The following is a 23,039-nucleotide window of genomic DNA, read 5'->3' as shown; positions in this document are numbered from 1 at the left end:
TCTGTGTTCCTCCCCGCGTTATTTCGCAAGGCCAGTGGGCTGGCGCAGGTGGTGGTCGGTGGCTTGTTGCAGCTGGTGCGCGGCGTTGAGGAGCTTGGCCTCGCCATAGTAGTTGCCGATGAGCTGCAGGCCTACGGGCATGCCGCCTTCGCCAAACCCGGCGGGCACCGAGAGGCCCGGCAGGCCGGCGAGCGATGCGGGCAGGGTATAGATGTCGGCCAGGTAGTTGGCAAGCGGGTCGCTCTTGCCGCCCAGGGCCCAGGCCACGGTGGGCGCGGCAGGCCCGGCGATCAGGTCGCAGTCCTTGAAGGCGGCCTGGAAGTCGTCCGCAATCATGCGGCGGATCTTCTGCGCCTGCAGGTAGTAGGCGTCGTAGTAGCCGTGCGAGAGCACGTAGGAGCCGGTCATGATGCGGCGCTTGACTTCGTCGCCAAAGCCTTCGGCGCGGGTCTTCTTGTACATGTCGACCAGGTCGGTGTAGTCCTTGGCGCGGTGGCCGAACTTCACGCCGTCAAAGCGGCTGAGGTTGGACGAGGCTTCTGCCGGGGCGATGATGTAGTACACGGGGATCGACAGCTCGGTGCGCGGCAGGCTGATGGGCACGAGCCTGGCGCCGAGCTTTTCGTATTCCTTGAGGGCGCCGTCAACGGCAGCGCGCACGTCGTCCGACAGGCCATCGCCAAAGAATTCGGCCGGAATGCCGATGCGCAGGCCGTCCAGCTTGTCGCCCAGGCTGCGGGTGAAATCTTCTGCAGGGCGGTCCAGGCTGGTGGAGTCGCGGTCGAGGTCGGGGCCGCACATCTCGCTCAGCAGGATGGCGCAGTCTTCGGCGGTGCGGGCCATGGGGCCGGCCTGGTCGAGGCTCGACGCAAAGGCGATCATGCCGTAGCGGCTGGCGCGGCCATAGGTGGGCTTGATGCCGGTGATGCCGCAGAACGACGCAGGCTGACGGATGGAGCCGCCGGTATCGGTGCCGGTGGCAGCCGGGGCCAGGCGCGCAGCCACAGCGGCTGCCGAGCCGCCCGACGAGCCGCCGGGCACGCGGGACACATCCCAGGGGTTGCTCACCTTGCCGATGGCGGAGTTTTCGTTGGCCGAGCCCATGGCGAACTCGTCCATGTTCAGCTTGCCCAGTGTGACGGCGCCTGCGCCCGCCAGCCGGGCGACCATGGTGGCATCAAACGGCGACTGGTAGCCGGTGAGTATCTTGCTGCCCGCCGTGGTGGGGAAGTCCTTGGTGACGAACAGGTCCTTGTGGCCAATGGGCACGCCAGCCAGCTTGCCCGAGGTGCCTGCGGCAATCGCGGCATCGGCGGCCCGGGCCTGGGCCAGGGTCACTTCTTCGTTGATATGGACAAAGGCGCCCAGGCTCTCGTGGGCCTTGGCGCGGTCCAGAAAGTGCTGGGCGGCCTCCACGGAGGACACTTCGCGGCTTTTGAGCTTGGCGGCCAGCTGGGCCACGCTCAGGTCGTGCAATTGGGTAGGAGTGCTCATGCAAATCTCGCGTTCAGAGCGATCTCTCGATCTTGGTGAAAAGACGGGGCGTTGCCAGAGTGGTGATGGTTATATTGCTATATTTGTGATAGCTATTGCCGCTCACCAGGTGGGCGCTGAGGCCTCAAAAGGCCGAAACCTGAAAATGCTGTGAATTACTCGATGACCCTGGGCACCAGGAAGTAGCCCTTTTCCACGGCCGGAGCGCTCTTCTGGTTGGCCTCGCGGTTGTCGGGCTCGCTCACCACGTCCTCACGCAGTCGCAGCGTGATTTCCTCGATGGCCGCCACAGGGTGCGACAGTGGCGTGACGCCGGTGGTATCCACAGCCTGCATCTTCTCCACAATGCCAAAAAAGTTATTCATCTGCGAGAGCATGCGCTCACTCTCGGAGTCTGATAATTCGAGCCGCGCCAGGTTGGCGATGCGGGCAATGTCATCTTTTGTCAGTGCCATAGATCTTTGTATGTAAACCAGTCGTAAAAAAACGGCGCTGGAAAGCGTTGCCCTGTAAGTTATTCACAGGGGATGCGGTATTATCCCGTCTTTGACGCAATATCACTGCAACGTCGGTCATTGCGCATCAAAACCCCATCAGTCATCTCACCACACCCCAATGACGGGCGATGGAAGGCCGAAGCGCTGCCCATGCCCTAGAGGAATCTTGCATGTTCGGAGCGTTCCGTCGCTATTTTTCCACCGACCTGGCCATTGACCTGGGCACGGCCAACACCCTGATTTTTGCGCGCGACAAGGGCATTGTGCTCGATGAGCCCTCGGTGGTTGCCATCCGCCACGAAGGCGGCACGCATGGCCGCAAGGTGATCCAGGCCGTGGGCCGCGAGGCCAAGGCCATGCTGGGCAAGGTGCCCGGCAACATCGAAGCCATCCGCCCGATGAAGGACGGCGTGATCGCCGACTTCCTGATCACCGAACAGATGATCAAGCAGTTCATCAAGATGGTGCACCCCCGCACCCTGCTGTCGCCCAGCCCGCGTATCATCATCTGCGTGCCCTGCGGCTCGACGCAGGTCGAGCGCCGCGCGATCAAGGACGCGGCTCTCAAGGCCGGTGCCACCCAGGTGGAGCTGATCGAAGAGCCGATGGCCGCTGGTATCGGCGCGGGCCTGCCGGTGTCCGAAGCCTCGGGCTCGATGGTGGTGGACATTGGTGGCGGCACGACCGAAGTGGGCGTGATCTCGCTGGGCGGCATGGTCTACAAGGGCAGTGTGCGCGTGGGCGGCGACAAGTTCGACGAAGCCATCATCAACTACATCCGCCGCAATTACGGCATGATGATCGGCGAGCCTACGGCCGAGCTGATCAAGAAGAGCATCGGCTCTGCCTTCCCCGGCAGCGAAGTGCGCGAGATCGAAGTCAAGGGCCGCAACCTCTCTGAAGGCGTGCCGCGCAGCTTCACCATCAGCTCCAACGAAGTGCTGGAAGCCCTGACCGAGCCGCTCAACCAGATCGTCTCCGCCGTGAAGAATGCGCTGGAGCAGACCCCGCCCGAGTTGGGTGCCGACATTGCCGAGCGCGGCATGATGCTGACCGGCGGCGGCGCGCTGCTGCGTGACCTGGACCGCCTGCTGGCCGAGGAAACCGGCCTGCCCGTGCTGGTGGCCGAAGAGCCGCTCACCTGCGTGGTGCGTGGTTGCGGCATGGCGCTCGAGACACTCGACCGCAAGGGCGTCACCATCTTCACCAGCGAATAACAGTGCCCCATGCTTGCCCACCGTGCATGGCCGCTTCCCGCCTGGGGAACGATCAGTGCCGGGAGGCAGCCCGGCGGCGATAAATACGTCCACATACCGGTTTGCGTAATAATGGCGAGCGCCAGCTACTATGTTTAGCATAGCAAGCTGCATGCTCGCCATTGGCGTCTGGGCCGATGGCGGGCGCTTTTTGATCCGGTTTCAGCATGTCCAGCAACTCCTTCGATAGCGGCGTACCGACGTTCCGCCCACAAGGCCCCAGCCCCAATGTGCGCCTGGCCTTGTGCGTGGCGCTGGCCGTTTTCCTGATGGTGGCGGACGTGCGCTTCAAGCTGACCGAGCCGCTGCGCAAGGCGGTGGCCACGGTGCTCTACCCGCTGCAGTGGGTGATGCTGCAGCCGGTGCAACTGGTGCACCAGGGCGCCACCTACTTTGAAGACCTGCACACCGCGCAGACAACGGCTGCCGACGCCGAGAAGAAATCGGTGCAGATGGCCCAGCGCGCCACTCTGGTGGAGACGCTGGACCATGAAAACCAGCGCCTGCGCCAACTGCTGAACCTGTTGCCGCGCCTGAGCACCAAGGGTACGGCTGCGCAGGTGGTGTATGAAACCGCTGATGCCTATACCCGCCGTGTGGTGATCGACAAGGGCGAGCTGGCCAACATCCAGCGCGGCTCGCCGGTGATGGACGAGATGGGTGTGCTGGGCCAGGTGACGCGGGTGTTTCCGATGTCGGCCGAAGTGACCCTGCTGACCGACCGCGACCAGGCGATCCCCGTGCTCAATCCGCGCACCGGCGCGCGCGCCGTGGCCTATGGCGATCCGACCACGGCCTACGGCGGCGGCATCGAGCTGCGCTTCATGCCGAGCAATGCCGATATCCAGGAAGGCGACCTGCTCACCACCAGTGGCGTGGACGGCGTGTACCCGCCGGGCCTGCCGATTGCGCGCATCATCAAGATCGAGCGCCGTGCCGATTCGCCGTTCTCTCGCGTGTACTGCGAGCCGCTGGCGCAGATGTACGGCACGCAGTTCGTGATGGTGATCGACCCGCTGCCCGAAGACGCACTGCCGCCACGCCCCACGCCAGATGTGAAGAAGCAGGAAGGCCCGTCCTCCACCCCCCGAAAGGGCAAGCGCGGATGAAGCGCCATCACCACCACCAGCCAGGAGCGCCACGATGATCATGCCGCGTGGGCAGCCGCTGCTGCTTCCTGTCAACCCCTGGTTCATTGCGCTTTCCATTCTGCTGGCGCTGATGATCAACCTGCTGCCGCTGGGCCGCGGCATATGGATGCCCGATGTGCTGCTGCTGGTACTGGTGTTCTGGGGCGTGCATGAGCCGCGCAAGGTGGGCATGGCCTGGGCGTTTGTATTGGGCCTGTGCATGGATGTGCACCAGTCGTCGCTGCTGGGCCAGCATGCGCTGATCTATTCGGCGGTGATGTATGGCGTGGCCATGCTGCGCCGGCGTATTACCTGGCTGAGCGTGCTGGCGCAGGCGGTGCAGGTGCTGCCCCTTTTCATGGCAGCCGATGTGGTGCAGATGCTGATGCGCATGCTGCTGCGTGGCGGTTTTCCGGGGTGGGGCTTCATCACGCCGGGCCTGTGGTGTGTGCTGTTGTGGCCGGTGGTGAGCTGGCTGCTGCTGCTGCCCCAGCGCCAGCCGCCCAGCGATGACGAAAACCGGCCGCTCTAGTGCCGCATAGCGCAGCCCTTGCCCGATGACCGAAATCCACAATTCCGAACGCGACCTCAGCCAGTTCAAGCTGCGGGTGGTGGTGATCGGCCTGGTGGTGCTGCTGTGTTTTTCGCTCCTCGTCACGCGCCTGTATGTGCTGCAGGTGGAGCGCCACGATGACCTGCTGGCCCAGGCCGAGAGCAACCGCACGGCGGTGGTGCCCATCGTGCCCAACCGGGGGCAGATCTACGACCGCAACGGCGTGCTGCTGGCCACCAACTACTCTGCCTACACGCTGGAGATCACGCCCTACAAGGTGGCAGACATCGACGAGACCATCGATGCGCTGTCCGAGATCATCGACATCACGCCGCGCGACCGGCGCCGCTTCAAGCGCCTGCGCGAGGATTCGCGCAACTTCGATTCGCTGCCGATCCGCTCACGCCTGACAGACCAGGAGGTGGCCAAGTTCACCGCCCAGCGCTACCGCTTCCCGGGCGTGGATGTGAAGGCGCGCCTGTTCCGCAACTACCCGATGGGCGAGGTGGGTGCGCACATCATTGGCTACATCGGCCGCATCAACCAGCGCGAGAAGGAGCGCATCGACGATTCGGAAGATGCTGCCAACTACCGCGGCACCGAATACATCGGCAAGACCGGCGTCGAAGCCAGCTACGAGAAGGAATTGCACGGCCAGACCGGCGTGGAGCGCATGGAGACATCGGCTGGTGGCCACGCCGTGCGCAAGCTCGGCAGCGCGCCGGCCACGCCTGGCGAGAGCGTGGTGCTGTCCATCGATATCAAGCTGCAGAAGATGGTGGAAGACCTGTATGGCGAGCGCCGAGGCGTGGCGATTGCCATCGACCCGCGCTCGGGCGAACTGCTGACCATGGTGAGCAAGCCCACCTACGACCCGAATCTGTTCGTGGAAGGCATCGACCAGGAAAGCTGGAAGGCGCTGAACGAGTCCATTGACCGCCCGCTGCTCAACCGCGCACTGCGCGGCACCTACCCCACCGGCTCCACCTACAAGCCATTCATGGGGCTGGCCGGGCTGGAAACAGGCAGGCGCACGCCTTCCACCATCATCCAGGACGGCGGCAGCTGGACTTTTGGCGGCCATACCTTCCGCTCGGGCCATGCCCTGGGGCCGGTGGATCTGAACCGCGCCATCCAGCACTCCAGCAATGTGTACTTCTACACCCTGGCCAATGAAATGGGCGTGGATGCGATCCACGACTTCATGAAGCCGCTTGGATTTGGCCAGATCACCGGCATCGACCTGCCCGGCGAGGTGCGCGGCGTGCTGCCCAGCACGACCTGGAAGCGCGAAACCTACAAGCGCCCCGAGCAGAAGAAGTGGTTTGCCGGCGAAACCATTTCGCTGGGCATCGGCCAGGGTTACAACAACTTCACCATCCTGCAGCTGACGCACGCGCTGGCCACCCTGGTCGACAACGGCAACAGCCGCGTGCCGCATGTGGGCCGGGCCCTGATCGACCCGGTGACCAATACCCGCCATCCGATTGAGCAACCTGAGTCGGTCAACCTGGGCTACAAGCAGAGCAATGTGGATGCCGTCAAGCGGGGCATGGTGTCGGTGGTTACGGGCGGCACGGGCCGGGGATCATTTGGCAGCGCGCGCTATAGTGCCGGTGGCAAGACCGGTACGGCGCAGGCCATCACCATCGGCCAGAAAGAGAAATACAACGCAGCCAAGCTGGCCGAGCGCCAGCGCGACCACGCGCTGTATGTGGCATTTGCCCCGGCGGACAACCCCAAGATTGCCGTGGGCGTGATCGTCGAGAACGCCGGTTTTGGTGCGGGCAGTGCAGCGCCCATTGCCCGCCGGATCATCGATTACTGGCTGCTGGGCGATTACCCCAGTGATGCTGACATGGCCGCCATGCAGCGCGGGCAGGCCACAGCACCGATTGGCACGCCGCGCCGCGTGGAAGAAGTGAGCATTCAGCCACAGGCCGAAACACTACGCTGAAGCAGTGTACTGTTAACTATCAAAACAATAGCAAATGGCGCACACTGCTTGAGCGTCACCAGCCTTTTGGGCCAGATGGTTTTGCGCCCACCCGTCAGCTGCGGTTGACGGCCTTGAGCAACGCGTCCTGCGCCGCATTGACGGCCTGGCCCTTGCTGTTCAGGTCATTGAGCAGGGCTTGCAGCTCTGCCTGCAGCTTGGGGTCGCTCACTTCCAGCATGGCGCCGGAGACATTGATCTGGTCGCGGTGGGCGTCGAGATAAGCTACCACCTTGCCGACGCTGCCGAACATGGCATCGATGGCGGGGAACGTATCTTTGAACGCATTGGCGGGTACAGTCACGGTCTTGGCGTAGGCCTTGTCGAACACGGCCTTGAGGTCTTCGGGCTGCTTCATGGCTGCGTGCGCAGCATCGGCCTTGGCCAGATTTTCGTCCAAGGCCTTGCGCAATTGCTGCACGCCTTCCTGCATGGTTTTGATGTCTTCGCGGCGCTTCATGATGTCGCCCACGGAGTGAAAGCTGCCTTTGCTCAGCAGCGCACGCGCAGGTTTGCTGACCGAGTCGTTGAGCGCTTCGTGGAAGGTCTGAATCACGGCGTACTGGCTGGCGTAATCGTCACCTAGCTGCTCTCTGTCTTCCTTGCCCAGGAGCGGAATCGTGGCGCCGGGGCGATCCAGAATGCGGGTCTGCAGGAAGCTGATGAAAGCGGCGCGCTGCTTGGGCTCCTGCGAGCATCCCGCCAGCAGGGCGGCTGCCAGCCAGACCAACGCCAGCAGGCGGAGCAGAGAGTTTCGGTGAGAGAGGGGTGGACGCATGGCCGCTCCGGTAGCTGCAATGCAGCCATCGTAACGGCACAGGCTGACAACAGGCCAACAATGCCGCTGCTGGTGCTACGCGCTCAGCGCACAAAGGCGTCGTAGCCGGTCTTCAGGATGAGGGCGCTGACGACCACAATGAACATGCCGCGCACGAAGCCAGAGCCTTTTTTCAGCGCCATCCAGGTGCCCAGCATGCTGCCCACCACATTGGCAACGGCCAGCGGAATCGCAAAGTGCCACCAGACATGGCCCTTGGCGGTGAAGAGGATCAGCGCCGCGATATTGGTGGCCAGATTCAGGATCTTGGCACTGGCCGAGGCGTTCAGAAAGTCGTAACCCAGCCAGCGCACGAACAGAAAGACGAAGAAACTGCCTGCGCCGGGGCCGAAGAACCCGTCATAAAAGCCGATGCAGACGCCGATTGCGCAGGCCACCCAGGCCTCGGCGCGGCCACTGTAGCGCGGCTCATGCGTCTGCCCCAACTGCTTTTTGTACAAGGTGTAGGCCAGCACGGCCACCAGAATCAGTGGCAGGGCCTTGCGCAGCATGCTCGGGTCGACCACGGTGACCGTCCACGCCCCGAGCAGCGACGCCGCAAAGCCGGCAAGTGCTGCGGGCGCGATGGCGGCCCAGCGCATGTCCACGCGCCGGCTGAACTGACGCGCTGCAATCAAGGTGCCCCAGACGCTGGCACTCTTGTTGGTGCCCAGCAGGGTTGCCGGCGGTGCGGCCGGAAATGCGCCAAAGAGCGCAGGCACCAAAATGAGGCCACCGCCCCCCACCACTGCATCCACAAACCCCGCGAACATCGACGCCAGGGTGACAAAAATCCATTCCATGGCCGGGATTGTCGCACTGCAACAGGGCAGCGCGCACCGGATCACAGCGGGTAAATGCGCTGCTGCATACAGAACAGTGTTGCGGGGTGGAGACGCCGGGGGAAAAACAAAAAAGCGCCCGTAGGCGCTTTGGAAGGGGCATCTCTTTTTGTGATGCTTTATAAGATATTCGAGTTATCGAGATGTCTCCTCGGTCCTCTCGCAGAGCACTGTTTGAGTGCCTCGAGTGCCTCTACTATAGGGGATCGCACCGCCATGGTGCATCAGGATTTACCCCCACTGGCGCCGCACGGATGTAAAGTCGGCCGCCGCCTTGTTTGGGGCGGCGGCCTGTCCTACAGTGGTGCATGCGCAGGGGTGGGGGCACTCTCAGGCGGTTTGGTCATGGCCGGTGGCTGGCCAGAATCCATTCCGCAGCGCGTTCGGCAATCATGAGCGTGGGGGAGTTGGTGTTGCCGCTGGTGATGGTGGGCATGGCACCGGCGTCCACCACCCGCAGCCCGCGCACGCCTCGCACCCGCAGTTCGCTGTCGAGTACGGCCATGGGGTCGCTGTCTGCCCCCATCTTGGTGGTACCCACCGGGTGGAAGATGGTGGTGGCAATGTCGCCTGCAAGGCGGGCAAGCTCTTCATCGCTTTGGTATTGGGCGCCAGGCTTCCATTCCACGGGCCGGTATTTGGCCAGCGCGGGCTGGGCCGCGATGGTGCGGGTGATGCGCAGGCTGTCGGCCGCCACCTTGCGGTCTTCTTCGGTCGAGAGGTAATGCGGCGCAATGGCGGGCGCAGACCTGAAATCGGCGTTCTTGATCTGCACCGTGCCCCGGCTGGTGGGGTTGAGATTGCACACGCTGGCGGTGAAGGCAGGAAAGGTGTGCAGCGGGTCGCCAAAGGCATCGAGCGACAGCGGCTGCACGTGGTACTGGATATTGGGATAGGTGTGGTCTGCGCTGCTGCGGGTAAAGGCGCCCAGTTGCGAAGGGGCCATGCTCATCGGGCCGCTGCGCTTGGCCAGGTACTCCAGCCCGATCTTGGCCTTGCCCCACAGGCTGCCTGCCATCATGTTGAGCGTGGGCGCGCCATCGATCTTGAACACGGCGCGGATCTGCAGGTGGTCCTGCAGGTTGGCGCCCACCCCCGGCAGATCGTGCTGCACGTCGATGCCATGTTGCTGGAGCAGCTCGCCCGGGCCGATGCCCGAGAGCTGCAGAATCTGCGGTGAGTTGACGGCGCCGGCGCTCAGGATGACTTCCTTGCTGGCGCGTGCGGTCACCATCTCGGCTCCGGTCCAGACTTCGGCGCCGGTGCAGGCCAGTTGCCCGTCTGCCTGGCGCTCCAGCAGCAGGCGGCTGACATGGGCGTTGTTCCAGATCTCGACATTGGGGCGGCCGTAGCAGGTGGGGCGCAAAAAGGCCTTGGCCGTGTTCCAGCGCCAGCCGGCTTTCTGGTTGACTTCGAAGTAGCCGACGCCTTCGTTAGTGCCGCGGTTGAAGTCATCGGTGGCAGGGATGCCCGCCTGCTGCGCAGCCTGGGCAAAGGCGTCCAGAATGTCCCAGCGCAGGCGCTGCTTCTCGACACGCCACTCACCGCTGCTGCCAGTGCGGCGATTGCCGTGCAGTTGCGCAAAACTGGGGCTGGCATCGCCTTCGTGGTCCAGTCGCCAATGGTCCTCATGGCGCTTGAAGTAGCCCAGGGTTTCATTCCAGCGCCACCGGGCGTCGCCCGTCAGCTCGGCCCAATGGTCGTAATCGCGCGATTGGCCGCGCATGTAGATCATGCCGTTGATGCTGGAGCAGCCGCCCAGGGTCTTGCCGCGCGGGTACAGCAGGCTGCGGCCGTTGAGGCCGGGCTCGGGCTCGGTCTTGTAGAGCCAGTCGGTGCGCGGGTTGCCAATGCAGTACAGATAGCCCACGGGAATATGAATCCAATGGTAATCGTCGCGCCTGCCCGCTTCGATCAACAGCACGCGGTTGCGCGGATTGGCCGAGAGGCGGTTGCACAGCAGCGCGCCTGCCGTACCTGCGCCGATCACGATATAGTCGAAGGAAGTGTTGTCTCCGGGTGTCGTCATGCTTTTGGGGGTTTGGTGACTCGGGCCGCGAATGCTGCCCATATCTGGTAAAAACAGCCTGCAGTGTGCAAACAGTGTGCCGCGTTGCCAACAGGGAATCAACCGATGGAGACGGCGCCACTGTGTTCAACGCCACTGTGCCGGGCAGATATGCACTGCATGCGCCTGGGCGACACTCAGGCTATAGTGCGTAATCCATATTCGTATTGCGCGCGCAACAAGAACCAGCTCGCTTTTTCCATTCATGGCGGATTCCTCTCCTCACATTACCGATGCCAACGACGGCGGTCAGCGCTGGGCACAGTTGCGCGGGCGCTGGGGTGCGGCAGAGCTGGGGGACCGGAGCATCTGGAAGTCCGTGCGCGAGCAATTGCGCAAGCACCCGCCCGGCGAGGGCCAGGCCTGGGACTTGACCGCAGCAGACTGGCTGGACCATGTGGGTGCCCAACTGTTGTGGGATCACTGGCGCCAGCAGCGGCCGCAGCAATTGCGCATGACGGACATGCAGCGCCAGATGATGGAGCGCGTGGCCTCGCTCACGATTGCCTGCCCGCCCGAAAAGCAGGTCAACTGGTGGGGCTGGCTGATTCAGCTGGGCCTGGTGCTGCTGGGCTTTCTGGCCCATGCGCGGGCCATGGTCGAGATGGTGGGCCAGTTGCTGATCGATGTGCTGCGCCTGCTGCGCAACCCGGCGCGTGGGCCGTGGCGCGATTTTTCCGGCAATCTGTACTCGGTAGGAACCACGGCCTTGCCGATCACGGCGCTGGTGGGGTTTCTGATCGGCGTGGTGCTGGCCTACCTGATGTCGTTGCAACTGCGTCAGTTCGGCGCCGATGCCTTCATCGTCAATATTCTGGGTATCTCGCTGGTGCGCGAGCTGGGGCCGCTCCTGGGGGCCATTCTGGTGGCGGGCCGCTCGGGCTCGGCCATTACGGCGCAGATCGGCGTGATGCGGGTGAACGAAGAGCTGGACGCCATGCAGGTGATGGGTATTTCGCACGGCTTTCGCCTGGTGATGCCGCGTGCATTGGCACTGGCTGCGGCCATGCCGCTGGTGGCGATCTGGACCACTATGTGCGCCCTGGTCGGCGGCATGCTGGCAGCCGATGCAGCCATGGGCGTGTCGCCCGCCTATTTCGTGCAGGCCATGCCCGGTGCCGTGGATATTGCCAATCTGTTTCTGGCGCTGGCCAAATCGGTCACGTTCGGCGTGGCCATTGCCCTGATTGCGTGCCATTTCGGGCTGCAGGTGGAGCCCAATACGCAGAGCCTCGGTAGAGGCACCACTTCTTCGGTCGTGATCTCGATCACGGCGGTCATCGTGCTGGATGCGATCTTTGCGATTGCATTCCGCAACGTGGGGTTCTAGCCATGGCAATGACAGCCCCAACCGCAACAAACGCTCAAGCCGCTGACCAGCCTGTGGTGCAGATCCGCAAGCTGTGGACGGTGTTCGGCCGCGGGGACCATGCATTCGCCATCCACCAGGATCTGGACCTGGATGTGCGTCGCGGTGAAATCCTGACCCTGGTGGGTGGCTCGGGAACGGGCAAGTCCGTGCTGTTGCGGCAGATCCTCGGCCTGCTGCATCCGGCCAAGGGCGAGGTGCTGATCGAGGGCAAGCCCGTGGACGAGCTCAGCCGCCACGGCGCAGCCTCGCGCATCGGCATGCTGTTTCAGCAAGGCGCGTTGTTCTCGGCCTTCAATGTGCTGGAGAACATTGCCTTTCCATTGAACGAGCAGGGCACGATGCCCAAGTCCGTGGTGCGCGATGCGGCCATGGTCAAGCTGCAGATGGTGGGCCTCAAGCCCGAACATGCCACCCGCATGCCTTCTGACCTGTCGGGCGGCATGATCAAGCGCGTGGCACTGGCACGCTCGCTCATCATGGACCCGCCATTGCTGTTGCTCGACGAGCCCACGGCGGGGCTGGACCCGAACAGCTCCGACGAGTTCTGCGATCTGCTCAAGGACCTGCACGAGGCACTGGGCCTGACGGTGGTGATGGTCACGCACGATCTGGACACGCTGTTTGCCCTGTCCACCCGTGTGGCGGTGCTGGCCGAGAAAAAAGTGATCGTGACGGGAGCGCCGCAAGAGGTGGTGCATTTCCCGCATCCGTTTATCGAACATTTCTTCCTGGGTGAGCGGGGGCGGCGCGCGTTGGCGCCGGTCAGCGCGGCGGCCCCTGGAGGAGCGCTCGCTGGAGCAAAGGAGTAGCTATGGAAAACAAATCGCATGCATTGGCGGCGGGCTTGTTTGTGGTGGTGCTCACAGCCCTGGTCATCGGCATCAGCCTGTGGCTGGGCCGGGACAACACCACCTATACCAAGTACGAGCTGGCAACGGCCGAGAGCGTGAGCGGCCTGCAGCTGCAGGCGCCGGTGCGCTACAAGGGGGTGCCGGTTGGCAAGGTGCGCTCGATTGAATTCGATCCCGAGAAGAACGGCAATGTGCTGATCGTGATTGCCGTCAACGCCGAAGCTCCGGTCACGCAGACCACCTATGCCATGCTCGGTTTTCAGGGCGTCACGGGCCTCGCGCACATCCAGCTCGATGATGACAACATGAACACCACGCCGCTGCCCGCCGGCCCAGATGGCCTGCCGCGCCTGCCGATGCGTCCATCGCCCTTTGGCCAGATTGCCGAGCAGGGCCCGATCATCATGCAGCAGGTGGAAGACGCCACCCGCAAGGTGAACGACCTGCTCAGCATCGACAACCAGCGGGCGCTGATGGCGTCGGTGCAAAGCATGGGCCAGGCCGCGCAGAGCCTGGATGCATTGAGCAAGCGCCTGCAGGTGACAGTGGATACCAAGCTCGACCCGGCGCTGGCCTCGCTGCCAGCCGTTGCGCAGGATGCGCGCAAGACGCTGGCCGGCATCGACAAGACCTCGCGCGATGTGAGCAAAGCTGTGTCGGGTCTGTCGTCGAAAGACGGCGTGGTGGGCCAGATGGCGACGGCGGTCGACCAGGTCACCAATGCGGCAGACAACTTCAACCGTGGCACCCTGCCCAATCTGGGCCGTACCATGAGCGATGTGGGCTCGGCTGCGCGCCGCATGGGCGATACCGCCGATGCGTTCAAGAACAATCCGCAATCATTGATCTATGGCACGTCCAACGCCTTGCCGGGCCCGGGCGAACAGGGCTTTGTCGCGCCCGCTGCCGCAGGTGCATCGCGATAGAAAGGCTGAGTCCACCATGTCCACACTGAATCCGCATGCATTGATGGGCCATGCACGGCGCGCGCTGATGGCAGTTGGCGTACTGGCGCTGCTCGCAGGCTGCTCGGCGTTGCCCCAGAAACCGGCCCCCGTAGCGCGCTATGATTTTGGACTGCAGGCTCCGCAGACGGCGGGCGCTGCGGTGCCAAAGGCCTCTGTCCAGGCGCCGCTGGTACTGGCCAAGGTTCGGGCTTCGGGCATGCCGGAGGCAAGCGCCTCCATTCTGTACCGCCTTGCCTATGCCAATGACCGTGAACTGAGGCCCTACACCCAGGCCCGCTGGACGGCGCCTGCCGAGCAATTGATCCAGCAGCGGGTGCGAGATACCCTGGCACAGCAGCGCGCCGTGCTGCTCGACGATGACGGCGCAACCCAGGCCCTGCAACTGCCAGCGCTCCCAGCCATGCTGCGGCTGGAGGTCGAGGAGTTCAGCCAGGTGTTTGACTCCAGCACCAGCAGCCGGGGTGTGCTGCGTATGCGTGCCACCTTGACCGAAGTCACGCCACGCGGCGAAAAGTGGCTGGGCCAGCAGGTGTTCAGCCTGAGCCAGCCAGCAGCTTCCGCCGACGCTGCTGGCGGTACAGCAGCGCTCGCCACGGCCGTCACCGAGGCGGCCCAGCAGCTGGACGCATGGCTGCGCCAACAGGGTCGCTGAGTGCCTTGCATGCCCATCCCTGTGCACGACGCCGCGCGTAACCTGTTGCTGGCAGTTGCCTTGGGTGCTGCATGTAGTATGGGGCTGGTGCATGCTGCCGAGCAGCGTATGTCACGTGAAGCCTATGCTGCGGCCAAGGACGCGATCAACGAACGTCACAGCAAGGCATTGGCCCATTGCAAGACGGTGGATGGTGGCGCGCAGAGCCGCTGCCGCATGCAGGCCGATGGTCGGCGCAAGATCGATCTGGCCACATTGGAGTTGCGCTGGCACCCCAGCGCCAACAACAGTTTCAAGGCCAGCATGGCGGAGGTCGATCTGGCCTATGCCCTGGCCATGGACCAGTGCAAGAAACAGCACACCGGCAGCGACAAGGAATCCAAGGCAGCGCTCAAATCCTGCAGTGACAAGGCCAAGGGCAAGCGCGTGGCGGGCGAGCAGGCAGCACACCAGCAGGCGGCATTGCAGGCTTCGGTAGGCGCGCCGCCCAAGAGCGAGGCAGAACGCCAGCGCGAGGCCGATCTGGACACCGCCATCCGCAAGTGCGACAGCCTGTTGGGCGATGCCAATCTGCAATGCATGAACGCGTTGTCGCCCCAGGCACGCCAGCGCGCTGCCGACCGCAGCAGCGGAGCCGCGCGCCAGGATTGACGCAGGGCCTGCTCTTTGAACATGAACAGGCCCCGAAAACACGACTCAAAACCTGCGCTCGCGCAGCAGCAGGGAGCAGCGCAGCCGTAGCCACTGCAGGCGCCGTGCATTGGCGGGCAGGGGTAGGCCTTCGCCGCGTTCGAGCCAGCTGTGGCGCAGCTCGCGCAATTGCTGGCGTGTCAGCTGCTGCATGGCCTGGCGCCACTGCTGGCGCTGGCGGGTGATGGCGTCAGGTTTCACGGGTGTCTCGTGTTCGTGGTGGGCGGTGGCGCGGTTCATGCAGGCTCCTTGGGCAGAGGCCATGGCTGAGCGGGGGCCATGGGGGCGGGCGGAACAGATGCAGTGCCGTCGCCTTTGCCAAAGGCATACCAGTCAACCTTGCGGGTTGCGACCATCACGATGGCGAGCACGGCAAACAGGGCCAGCGAGCCGACGACCAGCGCGGTCTGCTCCAGCTGCAGCAGCACGAACAGCAGGCCGTACATCACGGCAATCAGCGCGGCAAACGGCAGGCCGCGCTGCGCGCTGCCCAGTATGTGGCTGGCGTAGTAGCCCAGCAGCAGCACACAGGCCGCAGCACCAATGGCGTAGGCCTTCTCAAAGCCCAGGTGTTCCGACAGGCTGATCAGCAGCAGAAAGAAGCTGCACAGCGCCGAGCCCACCAGCAGGTACTGCACCGGGTGCACGCGCAGCTTTTTCAGCACCTCGAACATGCCCACGGCCACAAAGGTCAGCACAACGAAGAGCAGGCCATATTTGGTGGCGCGGTCGCTCAAGGTGTAAGGGTTCACGGGGTCGATGAAATGCGTGCCGAACTGTTCCAGGCACTGGCTGCTTTCCTGCTCGAATCCGGCGTCCGGGTCGGCGGGCGAGCACAGGGGTTTGCCGGAGAGAAAGCCCTGGCGGGCGGATGAGGCAAGGGCCGAGATGTTCCAGGTGGCGTCAAAACTCGCATCCGTGATGTCGCGGCGCGACGGCAGGAAGTTGCCGCCAAACGAGGGGTGCGGCCAGTTGGCCTGCATGCTGACCTGGTTGGTGCCGCCCAGTGGCACAAAGCCCACGCGCTCGGTGCCCACCAGCTCCAGCGCCAGTTTCACCTCCATGGGGGCGTTGGCGTCTGCCGCTGCGGCAAGGGGCTTCGATTGCAGGCCGCGTGTGTACGTAGGATGGCCGGTGCCGGGTTCCAGCGTGACTTCCTGGTTGTTGATGCGCAGGCTGGCGGTGCGGATGCCGCGCGGGTCGCTCACCGGCAGCATCAGGCGCGGTGCGTCGCAGTGGCGCACATTGCTGGCTTCGGGCTTGCCCTGCAGCTGGTTGCCAGGGGCAAAGCGGGCGGTGAGCTGGTCGGCCAGCACAAAGGTGTTGACTTGGTAGAGCCCGCGTGTGCGCGGCTGCATCTGCGCGCTGGCGCTGTGCTGGAGGCTGTCGGGCAGCGCGTAGCGCTGAAAGCTCACGAGCCGGGTTTCTGCGCGGCCTTCGCTGTCCTTGGCGATGGCTTCGCGCGTGCATTGCTGCACCAGCACCGGCCCAAAGACGGTCTGCGATCCGGCCGTGCTGTTGACCACGCTCTGCACAGCGCGGTCTCGGTTGTAGATGCGGTCGCGTACCACGTCGCTGATCAGCATCAGCCCCACCATCAGCACGGCCACGGTGATGGCCAGGGTGATGGCCTTTTGTACCAGTCTGTTCTTCATGCACACCTCGTTGTTGGATTCAGGTGTGTGCAGTGTTCAAGCGGCCGGTGTGGCTGGCATGAAGTGTGTGAAGGCAGTGTGAAGTGTGTACATCTGCGGGCAGGCACAGCGCCTGCCAAGCGCTCAATGCGACACTGGAAAATCCAGGCTTGCGCGCAGGCCTGGGTGCGTATTGGCAAAGTGCAGCTGGCCGCCGTGCAGCTGCATGATGCGAAGCACGATCGACAGGCCCAGCCCCGTGCCGCTGCGCTCGCCATTGGGCCTGGGCGTGGTGAAGAAGCGCTCGCCCAGCTTGTGCATCAGCCCCTCGGGCACACCGGGGCCGCTGTCCTGCACCGTGATGCGGTGCGGCGCCAGTTGCACCACCACCTGGCTGCCGCCGGGCGAAAAATCCAGCGCATTGGCGACCAGGTTGCTGATAGCCAGCTGCACCAGCTGTGCATCCCAGGCGCCTGCACTGTCGTTGCCCTGCAGCGCCAGATGAATGCCCTTCTGCACGGCCGTCGCCTGCAACTGGCCCAGCGCAAGCTCGGCGCAGTCGCGCAAGCTGGTGGTCGGGCGCAGGGCGGCCAGCGGCGGGCGCTGCTCCAGCTGGGTCAGCTGCATCAGCTGGTCCACCAGGTTCTGCAGGCGCTGGCTCTGGTCCATCACCTGCTGGGCAAACAGCTGGCGGTCGGCGGCAGGCAACTCGTCCTGCAGCAACTCGCCAGCTCCGCGAATGGCGGCGACCGGGCTTTTGAGCTCATGGGTAAGCGCACGCACATAGCCTTCGATGTAGTCCCGCCCTTCCAGGCGCCTGCGCATCGAGTCCATGGCGAGGGCCAGGTCGCCCAGTTCGCCCGGTACCTCGGGCACCGGCGGCGCAGCAGGCGCGGGCTGGCTGCCATCGCCTTCGTGCAGGGTAGGGCCCTGCACGTGCTGTGCATAGCTGCGCAGCTTGCGCACCTGCGCCACCAGCCACCAGGTGATGGCAAAACCTACGCCAGCCGAGAGCAGCAGGAAGAGCACACCGCCGCGCAGCATTTTCTGCTCGCTGCTGTCGATGATGTTCTGCACGGCACGCGCCGCCTTTGATACGGTCAGCACGCCCACCACCTGCCCGCCTGCCACGATGGGGGCGGAGACATACATCACGCTGGTGGCCTCGTCCTCGGCCACATCGCGCGTGGTGCGGGCGCCGTATTCGCCGCGCAAGGTGCGCGATATGTTGCGCCAGCGCGAATAGTCGGCTCCCACGTCCTGGCCTGCCGAGTCGAACAGCACGCGGCCCTGCGCATCGGTGACGGTCACGCGAAGATCCAGTGCTGCCTTGCGCGCGTCCCAGATCCAGATCTGCACCGGCTGCTCTGCCACTGCCTGCACATGCCGGGCGAAGCGGCTGGTGGAGGGCGATGCGGCGAGGTTTCCGTTGGCCATGTCATCGCTGGCAAACGCTGCCAGCAGGTAGGCGGTTTCCACCAGCGTGTCTTCGGTCACCTTGCGCACGCTGGGTTTGATCTCGACCATGAACACGCGCAGCACGAAGAAGGCGGCCAGGCCATTGATCAGGAAGAAGGCGAACAGCAGCCGCAACCCCAGGCGCATGGCTCAGCCCTTTGCAGCTGCACCGGGCAGGCGCAGGCTGTAGCCCATGCCGCGGTGGGTGGTGATGAAGTCGCTGTCTGGCGCCGCAGCGCGCAGCTTGGCGCGCAGGGTCTTGATATGGGTATCCACCGTGCGGTCAGAGCTGTCGCTGTCGATACCCCATACGGCATTGAGCAGATGGTCGCGGCTCAGAATGCGGCCTGAGGCGGCGAGCAAGGTGCAGAGCAACTGGTGCTCGCGCCGCGTCAAATCCAGTAAGGTGCCTTGCAGGCGGATGCGCTGGCCTGCTTCGTCCACTATGAAAAAAGGAGCAGCAAGCGCTTGATCAGTGGATGACAGGGCCGGATTTTGTTTGGAAAACTCCTGCGAACGGCGCAGCAGCGCGCGGGTTCGGGCCACCAGTTCACGCGGGCTGAAGGGCTTGGTCAGGTAGTCGTCGGCGCCCAGCTCCAGGCCCAGCACACGGTCCATTTCTTCGCCCCGGGCGCTCAGCACCAGCATGGGTGCGGTCGATCCGCCGGCCCGTAGCTGGCGGCACCAGTCCAGACCATTGCCGTCGGGCAGGCCCACATCCAGCAGCAGTGCATTGAATCGCTGGCTGGCCCATTGCTGGCGCGCGTCGGCAATCAGGAGGCTGTGCGTGCAGCGGATGCCATCGCGCTCCAGTGCATAGCACACGGTGCGGGCAATGGCCGGGTCGTCTTCCAGCAGCAGCACGTGGGGCGCGGGGTGCATGGCCTAGCGCCCACCCGATACGTCGATGATCGCGCCGGTCGAGTAGCTGCTTTTGTCCGACATCAGCCAGCAGATGGCTTCGGCCACCTCGTCGGCTGTGCCGCCCCGGCCCATGGGCACGCCGGGCGCCAGGCGCGCAATGCGGTCGGGCTGGCCGCCGCTGGCGTGGATATCGGTTTCGATCAGACCGGGCCGCACCGCGTTGACGCGGATGCCCTGGCTGGCTACTTCGTGTGACAGGCCCAGGGTCATGGTGTCGATAGCCGATTTGGCGGCGGCGTAGTCCACGTACTGGTTGGCGGCGCCCAGGCAGGCGGCTCTGCTGGAGACGTTGACGATGCTGCCGCCCGCACCGCCTTCTGCCGTGCTCATGCGGCGTACGGCTTCGCGTGCGCAGATGAAGCTGCCGATCACGTTGATGTCGAACATGCGGCGCCAGCGAGCCAGATCCATGTCCTGCAGGCGCTGGGCGCGGTCCACCACACCCGCGTTGTTCACCAGGGCGCTGATGCGCCCCAGTTCGGCATCGACGCGTGCAAACATGGCCAGCACCTGCGCTTCGTCGGCCACATCGGCCTGCACGGCAATGGCACGGCGGCCCAGGGCCTGCACGGCCTGTACCACTTCGCGGGCGGCGCCTTCGTTGGCGCTGTAATTCACGGCGACATCCCAGCCCTGGCGGGCAGCGAGCAGGGCGGTGGCGGCACCGATGCCACGGCTGGCTCCGGTGATGAGGGCGATGGAAGTCATGGCAGGCAAGGATGGCTCTGTGCCGGGTGTGGTTGGAGGCCTTATCTTATTAGGGTTTGCTCAAAACAGCACAGCCCGGCGGGGCCGGTTCAAGGCGCGGGCAGCAGGGCCAGCTGGTCCAGCGCCTGTGCATCGGCTTCCCCCACGGGCAGGTAGACCACCATGCGCATGCCGCTGCGCGGTGCGGACCACCAGTAGGTCTGGCGCAGGTGGATGAGGCCGAGTACGGGGTGATCGAAGGTCTTTTCCTGGTTCTCGGGGCTGCGCACCTGGTAGCGCTCCCAGGCATTGCGGAAGGCGGGCGAGTGGGTGAGAAAGTAGTCCAGCCGCTCGGCAATGGCGCGGTCGCCGTTTTGCTGGGTGGATGCGGCCCGGAACATGGCGACCATGCGCTCGATGGTTTGCGGCTCATGGCGCACCACGCGCTGCCAGCGCGCATCGAACAGGCTCATGTGCAGGCAGTTGCGTTGCAGCGCGGGCAGGCTCTGCAGCGAGACGCCCATCAGGCGCTCGTAGGCGGCGTTGGCTGCGAGCAGGTCAAAGGCGGCGCTCTGCATCTGGGCCGGGTAGGGCAGCAGCTTGTCGAGCAGTTGCATGTGCAGGCAGCCCGGCTCGTCGGCAGCGGAGGGCGGGGGCTGGTCGAGTTTGATGCCTGCCAGCACCAGCAGGTGGCGCACCTCGTCGTCGTTGCACTGCAGCGCCCGGGCGATGGACTCGATGGCCTGCCGCGAAGGCTGGACCTCGCGGCCCTGTTCCAGCTTGGTGTACCAGGTTACGCCGATGCCAGCGAGCTGTGCCACTTCCTCACGCCGAAGGCCGGGTGTGCGCACACGGCCATAACGGGCCAGCCCCATTCCCGTGGCAGACAGGCTTTCGCGGCGCGCGCGCAGAAAGCGGCCCAATTCCTGCGGCTGGACAGAGGCCGCAACAGCAGGCGGGGCATGGGGCAGGGGCGGTGCAGGCAAGGTCATGGGGCAGTACCTTAGCGGGATTGGTGCACTGCAGTATAGGCCTTCCAGGCCTAGGCTACGTAGAATCTTGTACCAGTCTAAAAAACACAACACACTGGCGTCCTGTTCATTTCAGGCGCAGACCTCCATGCGAAGAATTACTGCTGACAACGCCTCGTTTGGCGTTTTCCTGGCCTTTTTGCTGATCCCGCTCTCGGGCATCGGCACCGACATCTACCTTCCCTCCATGCCAGCCATGGCCCAGAGCCTGGGCGGCACGGCAGCGCAGATCCAGCTCACGCTGACCTTGTTCATCGCCGGCTATGGGCTGGGGCAGCTGGTGGTGGGCGTGCTGCTCGACCGCTTTGGCCGCTGGCGGCCCATGCTGGTGGCGCTGGCATTGTTTGCGCTGTCGAGCGCGGCCATTGCCGCCAGCGACGATATCTGGCTTATCTGCGCGCTGCGCCTGCTGCAGGGCGTGCTGGGCGCGGTGGCCGTGGTGAGCAAGCGCACCTTCTTTGTGGATGTGTTCCGTGGGGCTGCGCTGCAGCGGTATCTCACCTGGATGACCGTGGTGTGGTCGCTCGGCCCCATCTGCGCGCCCTTCATTGGGGGCTTTGTGCAGACGCACTGGGGTTGGCGCGCCAACTTTGTCGTACTGGCGGCGTTTTCGGTGCTGGCGCTGGTGCTGGAATGCCTGGGCGGCGGCGAGACGCTGGCCAAGCCGCAACCGATCCGTCCGCGCGAAGTGGTCGCGCGGGCTTGGGAGATCGTGCGGCATCGCGCATTTGCGCGCGGCGTGCTGTGCGTGAGCGCAGCCTACGCCATGGTGATGGGCTGGAGCATGGCTTCGCCCTTCATCGTCGAGACGGTGTATCACCGCCCCCCCACCACCACCGGTGCGCTGGCGCTGCTGATGGGGCTGGCCTGGATGGGCGGCGGTCTGATAGCGCGCGCCGCCATGGCCCATTCGCTGGCAGTCAAGCACCAGGCGGCGGTGGTGGCCATGGCCTGCTTCATTGCACTCCTGGCGCTGACGGGATGGCTGCCGGCCTCGTGGCCTTCGCTGGAGGTGATGGCTGCCGTCGCCTTTTGCATCCACGTGGCGGCAGGGCTGGTGTTCAATATCCATTTCGCCAATGTGCTGTCCATGTTCCCGCAGAGCGCTGCGCTCTCGGGCGGGCTGGCAGGGGGGCTTGCCTTCTTGCTGACCTCGCTCTTCTCGTTGCTGGGCATCCACCTGGTGAATCCGCATTCGGCGCTGGGCATGGCGGTGGTGTATGGTGGGCTGGCCGTGGTTCTTGCAGCGGCCTGGCTTTCGATGGTGACGCGCCGGGCACCGGCCGTGCCGTGCACGGCGCCATAATCGGAAAGAACCCCGCCCCGAATCTGGAATCTGTTTAGCAAGGAGTGATCGCTATGGGTAATTTTGTAGATCTGAAGTCTGCCGACGGCCAGGTGTTTCCGGCCTACATTGCCGAGCCAGCGGGCAAGCCGCGTGGCGCCATCGTGGTGGTGCAGGAAATCTTCGGCGTCAATTCGCACATTCGCTCGGTGGCAGACCGCGTGGCGCAAAGCGGTTACCTGGCGATTGCTCCGGCTACCTTTGCGCGCGTCAAGTCGGGCGTGGAGCTGGGCTATACCGATGCCGACATGCAAGCGGGTTCTGCGCTGAAGGCTGCAGCCGAGCAGTTGCCGCCTCCTGGCGTGCTGCTGGATCTGCAGACTGCCATTGATGAAGGCGCCCGCCGCACCGGTGGCAAGGTGGGCATCACCGGTTTCTGCTGGGGTGGCCTGCTGGCATGGCGCGCGGCCTGCGAGCTGAACGGCCTGGCCGCTGCCGTGCCGTACTACGGCGGCGGCATGACGACGGCTGCTGAAATAGCACGCAAGCCCAAGTGCCCGGTGATGGCCCACTTTGGCGACAAGGACCACTGGATCTCGCTGGAATCGGTCGAGACCTTCAAGACCGCGCACCCCGAGGTGGAGGTGTATGTATATGCTGCCGACCATGGCTTCAACTGCGACCAGCGCGGCTCCTACGACGCGGCAGCGTCGGCGGCGGCCCGGGCCCGTACGCAGGCGTTCTTTGCCAAGCATGTAGGCTGACCCGCCCGCTGTTTCAACGCACAAAGCCTTGCAGGTGCCATGCCTGCAAGGCTTTGTTGCATCTTGCACA

At 64.5% G+C, this 23,039-nt stretch carries 23 protein-coding genes; 12 read left to right on the top strand and 11 right to left on the bottom strand.

Going from position 1 to position 23,039, the window contains the following annotated elements:
- Window positions 1-18: 18 nt before the first annotated feature.
- Window positions 19-1,494, bottom strand: a complete 1,476-nt coding sequence (gatA, locus tag ABIE32_RS15210; protein ID WP_429017414.1) for an Asp-tRNA(Asn)/Glu-tRNA(Gln) amidotransferase subunit GatA — start codon at window positions 1,492-1,494, stop codon at window positions 19-21.
- Here gatA and ABIE32_RS15205 point away from each other — a divergent pair.
- The gene (locus ABIE32_RS15205; RefSeq protein ID WP_429017412.1) at window positions 1,493-1,648 is read left to right on the top strand and encodes a hypothetical protein; all 156 of its coding nucleotides are present in this window, start codon (window positions 1,493-1,495) and stop codon (window positions 1,646-1,648) included. The genes gatA and ABIE32_RS15205 overlap by 2 nt on opposite strands.
- 1 nt (window position 1,649) lies before the next feature.
- Here ABIE32_RS15205 and gatC read toward each other — a convergent pair whose 3' ends face one another.
- A complete protein-coding gene (gatC, locus tag ABIE32_RS15200) occupies window positions 1,650-1,949 on the bottom strand; it encodes an Asp-tRNA(Asn)/Glu-tRNA(Gln) amidotransferase subunit GatC (RefSeq protein ID WP_224151066.1) in 300 nt (99 codons plus the stop codon).
- Between the two features lie 212 nt (window positions 1,950-2,161).
- On the opposite strand from gatC, the gene ABIE32_RS15195 reads away from it, so the two are divergent.
- The 4 genes from ABIE32_RS15195 to mrdA all read left to right on the top strand — a co-directional run bounded on the left by ABIE32_RS15195 (window position 2,162) and on the right by mrdA (window position 6,887).
- Entirely contained in the window at window positions 2,162-3,208 is a 1,047-nt protein-coding gene (locus tag ABIE32_RS15195; protein WP_184704823.1) for a rod shape-determining protein, read from the top strand.
- Window positions 3,209-3,414: 206 nt separating this feature from the next.
- The gene (gene mreC / locus ABIE32_RS15190; RefSeq protein ID WP_224151067.1) at window positions 3,415-4,356 is read left to right on the top strand and encodes a rod shape-determining protein MreC; all 942 of its coding nucleotides are present in this window, start codon (window positions 3,415-3,417) and stop codon (window positions 4,354-4,356) included.
- 34 nt (window positions 4,357-4,390) lie between these two features.
- Complete coding sequence (mreD, locus tag ABIE32_RS15185) at window positions 4,391-4,909, top strand: rod shape-determining protein MreD (RefSeq protein WP_224151068.1); 519 nt, start codon at window positions 4,391-4,393, stop codon at window positions 4,907-4,909.
- Between the two features lie 25 nt (window positions 4,910-4,934).
- Window positions 4,935-6,887, top strand: a complete 1,953-nt coding sequence (gene mrdA / locus ABIE32_RS15180) for a penicillin-binding protein 2 (RefSeq protein WP_224151069.1) — start codon at window positions 4,935-4,937, stop codon at window positions 6,885-6,887.
- A 94-nt stretch (window positions 6,888-6,981) separates the two neighbouring features.
- On the opposite strand, the gene ABIE32_RS15175 is transcribed toward mrdA, so the two are convergent.
- The 3 genes from ABIE32_RS15175 to ABIE32_RS15165 form a co-directional block, all read right to left on the bottom strand.
- Window positions 6,982-7,704 carry a DUF3053 family protein gene (locus tag ABIE32_RS15175; protein ID WP_429017409.1) on the bottom strand — a complete coding sequence of 241 codons (723 nt, stop codon included), beginning with the start codon at window positions 7,702-7,704 and terminating at the stop codon, window positions 6,982-6,984.
- 83 nt (window positions 7,705-7,787) lie between these two features.
- A complete protein-coding gene (locus ABIE32_RS15170) occupies window positions 7,788-8,546 on the bottom strand; it encodes a TSUP family transporter (protein WP_224151071.1) in 759 nt (252 codons plus the stop codon).
- Window positions 8,547-8,928: 382 nt separating this feature from the next.
- Window positions 8,929-10,614 (bottom strand): GMC family oxidoreductase, encoded by a 1,686-nt coding sequence (locus tag ABIE32_RS15165; protein WP_429017407.1) that lies wholly within the window; start codon window positions 10,612-10,614, stop codon window positions 8,929-8,931.
- A 244-nt stretch (window positions 10,615-10,858) separates the two neighbouring features.
- Here ABIE32_RS15165 and ABIE32_RS15160 point away from each other — a divergent pair, with 244 nt between their 5' ends.
- Genes ABIE32_RS15160 through ABIE32_RS15140 form a run of 5 tightly spaced genes read left to right on the top strand, consistent with a single transcriptional unit; the run spans window position 10,859 to window position 15,147 of the window.
- Entirely contained in the window at window positions 10,859-11,983 is a 1,125-nt protein-coding gene (locus tag ABIE32_RS15160; RefSeq protein ID WP_224151073.1) for an MlaE family ABC transporter permease, read from the top strand.
- Window positions 11,984-11,985: 2 nt separating this feature from the next.
- Window positions 11,986-12,834: an ABC transporter ATP-binding protein gene (locus ABIE32_RS15155; protein ID WP_224151074.1), complete on the top strand. Its 849-nt coding sequence runs from the start codon at window positions 11,986-11,988 to the stop codon at window positions 12,832-12,834.
- 2 nt (window positions 12,835-12,836) lie between these two features.
- Complete coding sequence (locus ABIE32_RS15150) at window positions 12,837-13,802, top strand: MlaD family protein (RefSeq protein WP_224151075.1); 966 nt, start codon at window positions 12,837-12,839, stop codon at window positions 13,800-13,802.
- A 16-nt stretch (window positions 13,803-13,818) separates the two neighbouring features.
- Entirely contained in the window at window positions 13,819-14,496 is a 678-nt protein-coding gene (locus ABIE32_RS15145) for an ABC-type transport auxiliary lipoprotein family protein (protein ID WP_377780169.1), read from the top strand.
- A gap of 9 nt (window positions 14,497-14,505) precedes the next feature.
- Window positions 14,506-15,147, top strand: coding sequence for a hypothetical protein (locus ABIE32_RS15140; protein WP_224151077.1), 642 nt, complete (start codon window positions 14,506-14,508; stop codon window positions 15,145-15,147).
- A 45-nt stretch (window positions 15,148-15,192) separates the two neighbouring features.
- Here ABIE32_RS15140 and ABIE32_RS15135 read toward each other — a convergent pair whose 3' ends face one another.
- The 6 genes from ABIE32_RS15135 to ABIE32_RS15110 form a co-directional block, all read right to left on the bottom strand.
- A complete protein-coding gene (locus ABIE32_RS15135) occupies window positions 15,193-15,426 on the bottom strand; it encodes a hypothetical protein (RefSeq protein WP_224151078.1) in 234 nt (77 codons plus the stop codon).
- Window positions 15,423-16,841 (bottom strand): cell envelope integrity protein CreD, encoded by a 1,419-nt coding sequence (creD, locus tag ABIE32_RS15130; protein ID WP_429017405.1) that lies wholly within the window; start codon window positions 16,839-16,841, stop codon window positions 15,423-15,425. The genes ABIE32_RS15135 and creD overlap by 4 nt, the downstream gene beginning before the upstream one ends.
- Window positions 16,842-16,964: 123 nt before the next feature.
- Window positions 16,965-18,425, bottom strand: coding sequence for a two-component system sensor histidine kinase CreC (gene creC / locus ABIE32_RS15125; RefSeq protein ID WP_429017403.1), 1,461 nt, complete (start codon window positions 18,423-18,425; stop codon window positions 16,965-16,967).
- 3 nt (window positions 18,426-18,428) lie between these two features.
- Complete coding sequence (locus ABIE32_RS15120) at window positions 18,429-19,160, bottom strand: winged helix-turn-helix domain-containing protein (RefSeq protein ID WP_429017402.1); 732 nt, start codon at window positions 19,158-19,160, stop codon at window positions 18,429-18,431.
- 3 nt (window positions 19,161-19,163) lie between these two features.
- The gene (locus ABIE32_RS15115; RefSeq protein WP_429017400.1) at window positions 19,164-19,910 is read right to left on the bottom strand and encodes an SDR family oxidoreductase; all 747 of its coding nucleotides are present in this window, start codon (window positions 19,908-19,910) and stop codon (window positions 19,164-19,166) included.
- A gap of 89 nt (window positions 19,911-19,999) precedes the next feature.
- Complete coding sequence (locus ABIE32_RS15110) at window positions 20,000-20,881, bottom strand: helix-turn-helix transcriptional regulator (RefSeq protein ID WP_429017399.1); 882 nt, start codon at window positions 20,879-20,881, stop codon at window positions 20,000-20,002.
- A gap of 127 nt (window positions 20,882-21,008) precedes the next feature.
- On the opposite strand from ABIE32_RS15110, the gene ABIE32_RS15105 reads away from it, so the two are divergent.
- Window positions 21,009-22,226 carry an MFS transporter gene (locus ABIE32_RS15105; RefSeq protein ID WP_429017397.1) on the top strand — a complete coding sequence of 406 codons (1,218 nt, stop codon included), beginning with the start codon at window positions 21,009-21,011 and terminating at the stop codon, window positions 22,224-22,226.
- A 53-nt stretch (window positions 22,227-22,279) separates the two neighbouring features.
- Window positions 22,280-22,969, top strand: coding sequence for a dienelactone hydrolase family protein (locus ABIE32_RS15100; protein WP_429017395.1), 690 nt, complete (start codon window positions 22,280-22,282; stop codon window positions 22,967-22,969).
- The last annotated feature ends 70 nt before the right edge of the window (window positions 22,970-23,039 follow it).

The sequence above is a fragment of the Comamonas sp. 4034 genome, from assembly GCF_050434545.1.
Lineage (GTDB): Bacteria > Pseudomonadota > Gammaproteobacteria > Burkholderiales > Burkholderiaceae_C > Comamonas > Comamonas odontotermitis.
Note: the sequence above shows the minus strand (reverse complement) of the source record. Positions and strands in the feature narration are given on the sequence as shown.

Excerpts from the sequence above, each read along its gene's own strand:
- ABIE32_RS15205 (WP_429017412.1), top strand. The coding sequence starts at position 1,493 with ATGCAAATCTCGCGTTCAGAGCGATCTCTCGATCTTGGTGAAAAGACG.
- gatA (WP_429017414.1), bottom strand. The coding sequence starts at position 1,494 with ATGAGCACTCCTACCCAATTGCACGACCTGAGCGTGGCCCAGCTGGCC.
- gatC (WP_224151066.1), bottom strand. The coding sequence starts at position 1,949 with ATGGCACTGACAAAAGATGACATTGCCCGCATCGCCAACCTGGCGCGG.
- ABIE32_RS15195 (WP_184704823.1), top strand. The coding sequence starts at position 2,162 with ATGTTCGGAGCGTTCCGTCGCTATTTTTCCACCGACCTGGCCATTGAC.
- mreC (WP_224151067.1), top strand. The coding sequence starts at position 3,415 with ATGTCCAGCAACTCCTTCGATAGCGGCGTACCGACGTTCCGCCCACAA.
- mreD (WP_224151068.1), top strand. The coding sequence starts at position 4,391 with ATGATCATGCCGCGTGGGCAGCCGCTGCTGCTTCCTGTCAACCCCTGG.
- mrdA (WP_224151069.1), top strand. The coding sequence starts at position 4,935 with ATGACCGAAATCCACAATTCCGAACGCGACCTCAGCCAGTTCAAGCTG.
- ABIE32_RS15175 (WP_429017409.1), bottom strand. The coding sequence starts at position 7,704 with ATGCGTCCACCCCTCTCTCACCGAAACTCTCTGCTCCGCCTGCTGGCG.
- ABIE32_RS15170 (WP_224151071.1), bottom strand. The coding sequence starts at position 8,546 with ATGGAATGGATTTTTGTCACCCTGGCGTCGATGTTCGCGGGGTTTGTG.
- ABIE32_RS15165 (WP_429017407.1), bottom strand. The coding sequence starts at position 10,614 with ATGACGACACCCGGAGACAACACTTCCTTCGACTATATCGTGATCGGC.
- ABIE32_RS15160 (WP_224151073.1), top strand. The coding sequence starts at position 10,859 with ATGGCGGATTCCTCTCCTCACATTACCGATGCCAACGACGGCGGTCAG.
- ABIE32_RS15155 (WP_224151074.1), top strand. The coding sequence starts at position 11,986 with ATGGCAATGACAGCCCCAACCGCAACAAACGCTCAAGCCGCTGACCAG.
- ABIE32_RS15150 (WP_224151075.1), top strand. The coding sequence starts at position 12,837 with ATGGAAAACAAATCGCATGCATTGGCGGCGGGCTTGTTTGTGGTGGTG.
- ABIE32_RS15145 (WP_377780169.1), top strand. The coding sequence starts at position 13,819 with ATGTCCACACTGAATCCGCATGCATTGATGGGCCATGCACGGCGCGCG.
- ABIE32_RS15140 (WP_224151077.1), top strand. The coding sequence starts at position 14,506 with ATGCCCATCCCTGTGCACGACGCCGCGCGTAACCTGTTGCTGGCAGTT.
- ABIE32_RS15135 (WP_224151078.1), bottom strand. The coding sequence starts at position 15,426 with ATGAACCGCGCCACCGCCCACCACGAACACGAGACACCCGTGAAACCT.
- creD (WP_429017405.1), bottom strand. The coding sequence starts at position 16,841 with ATGAAGAACAGACTGGTACAAAAGGCCATCACCCTGGCCATCACCGTG.
- creC (WP_429017403.1), bottom strand. The coding sequence starts at position 18,425 with ATGCGCCTGGGGTTGCGGCTGCTGTTCGCCTTCTTCCTGATCAATGGC.
- ABIE32_RS15120 (WP_429017402.1), bottom strand. The coding sequence starts at position 19,160 with ATGCACCCCGCGCCCCACGTGCTGCTGCTGGAAGACGACCCGGCCATT.
- ABIE32_RS15115 (WP_429017400.1), bottom strand. The coding sequence starts at position 19,910 with ATGACTTCCATCGCCCTCATCACCGGAGCCAGCCGTGGCATCGGTGCC.
- ABIE32_RS15110 (WP_429017399.1), bottom strand. The coding sequence starts at position 20,881 with ATGACCTTGCCTGCACCGCCCCTGCCCCATGCCCCGCCTGCTGTTGCG.
- ABIE32_RS15105 (WP_429017397.1), top strand. The coding sequence starts at position 21,009 with ATGCGAAGAATTACTGCTGACAACGCCTCGTTTGGCGTTTTCCTGGCC.
- ABIE32_RS15100 (WP_429017395.1), top strand. The coding sequence starts at position 22,280 with ATGGGTAATTTTGTAGATCTGAAGTCTGCCGACGGCCAGGTGTTTCCG.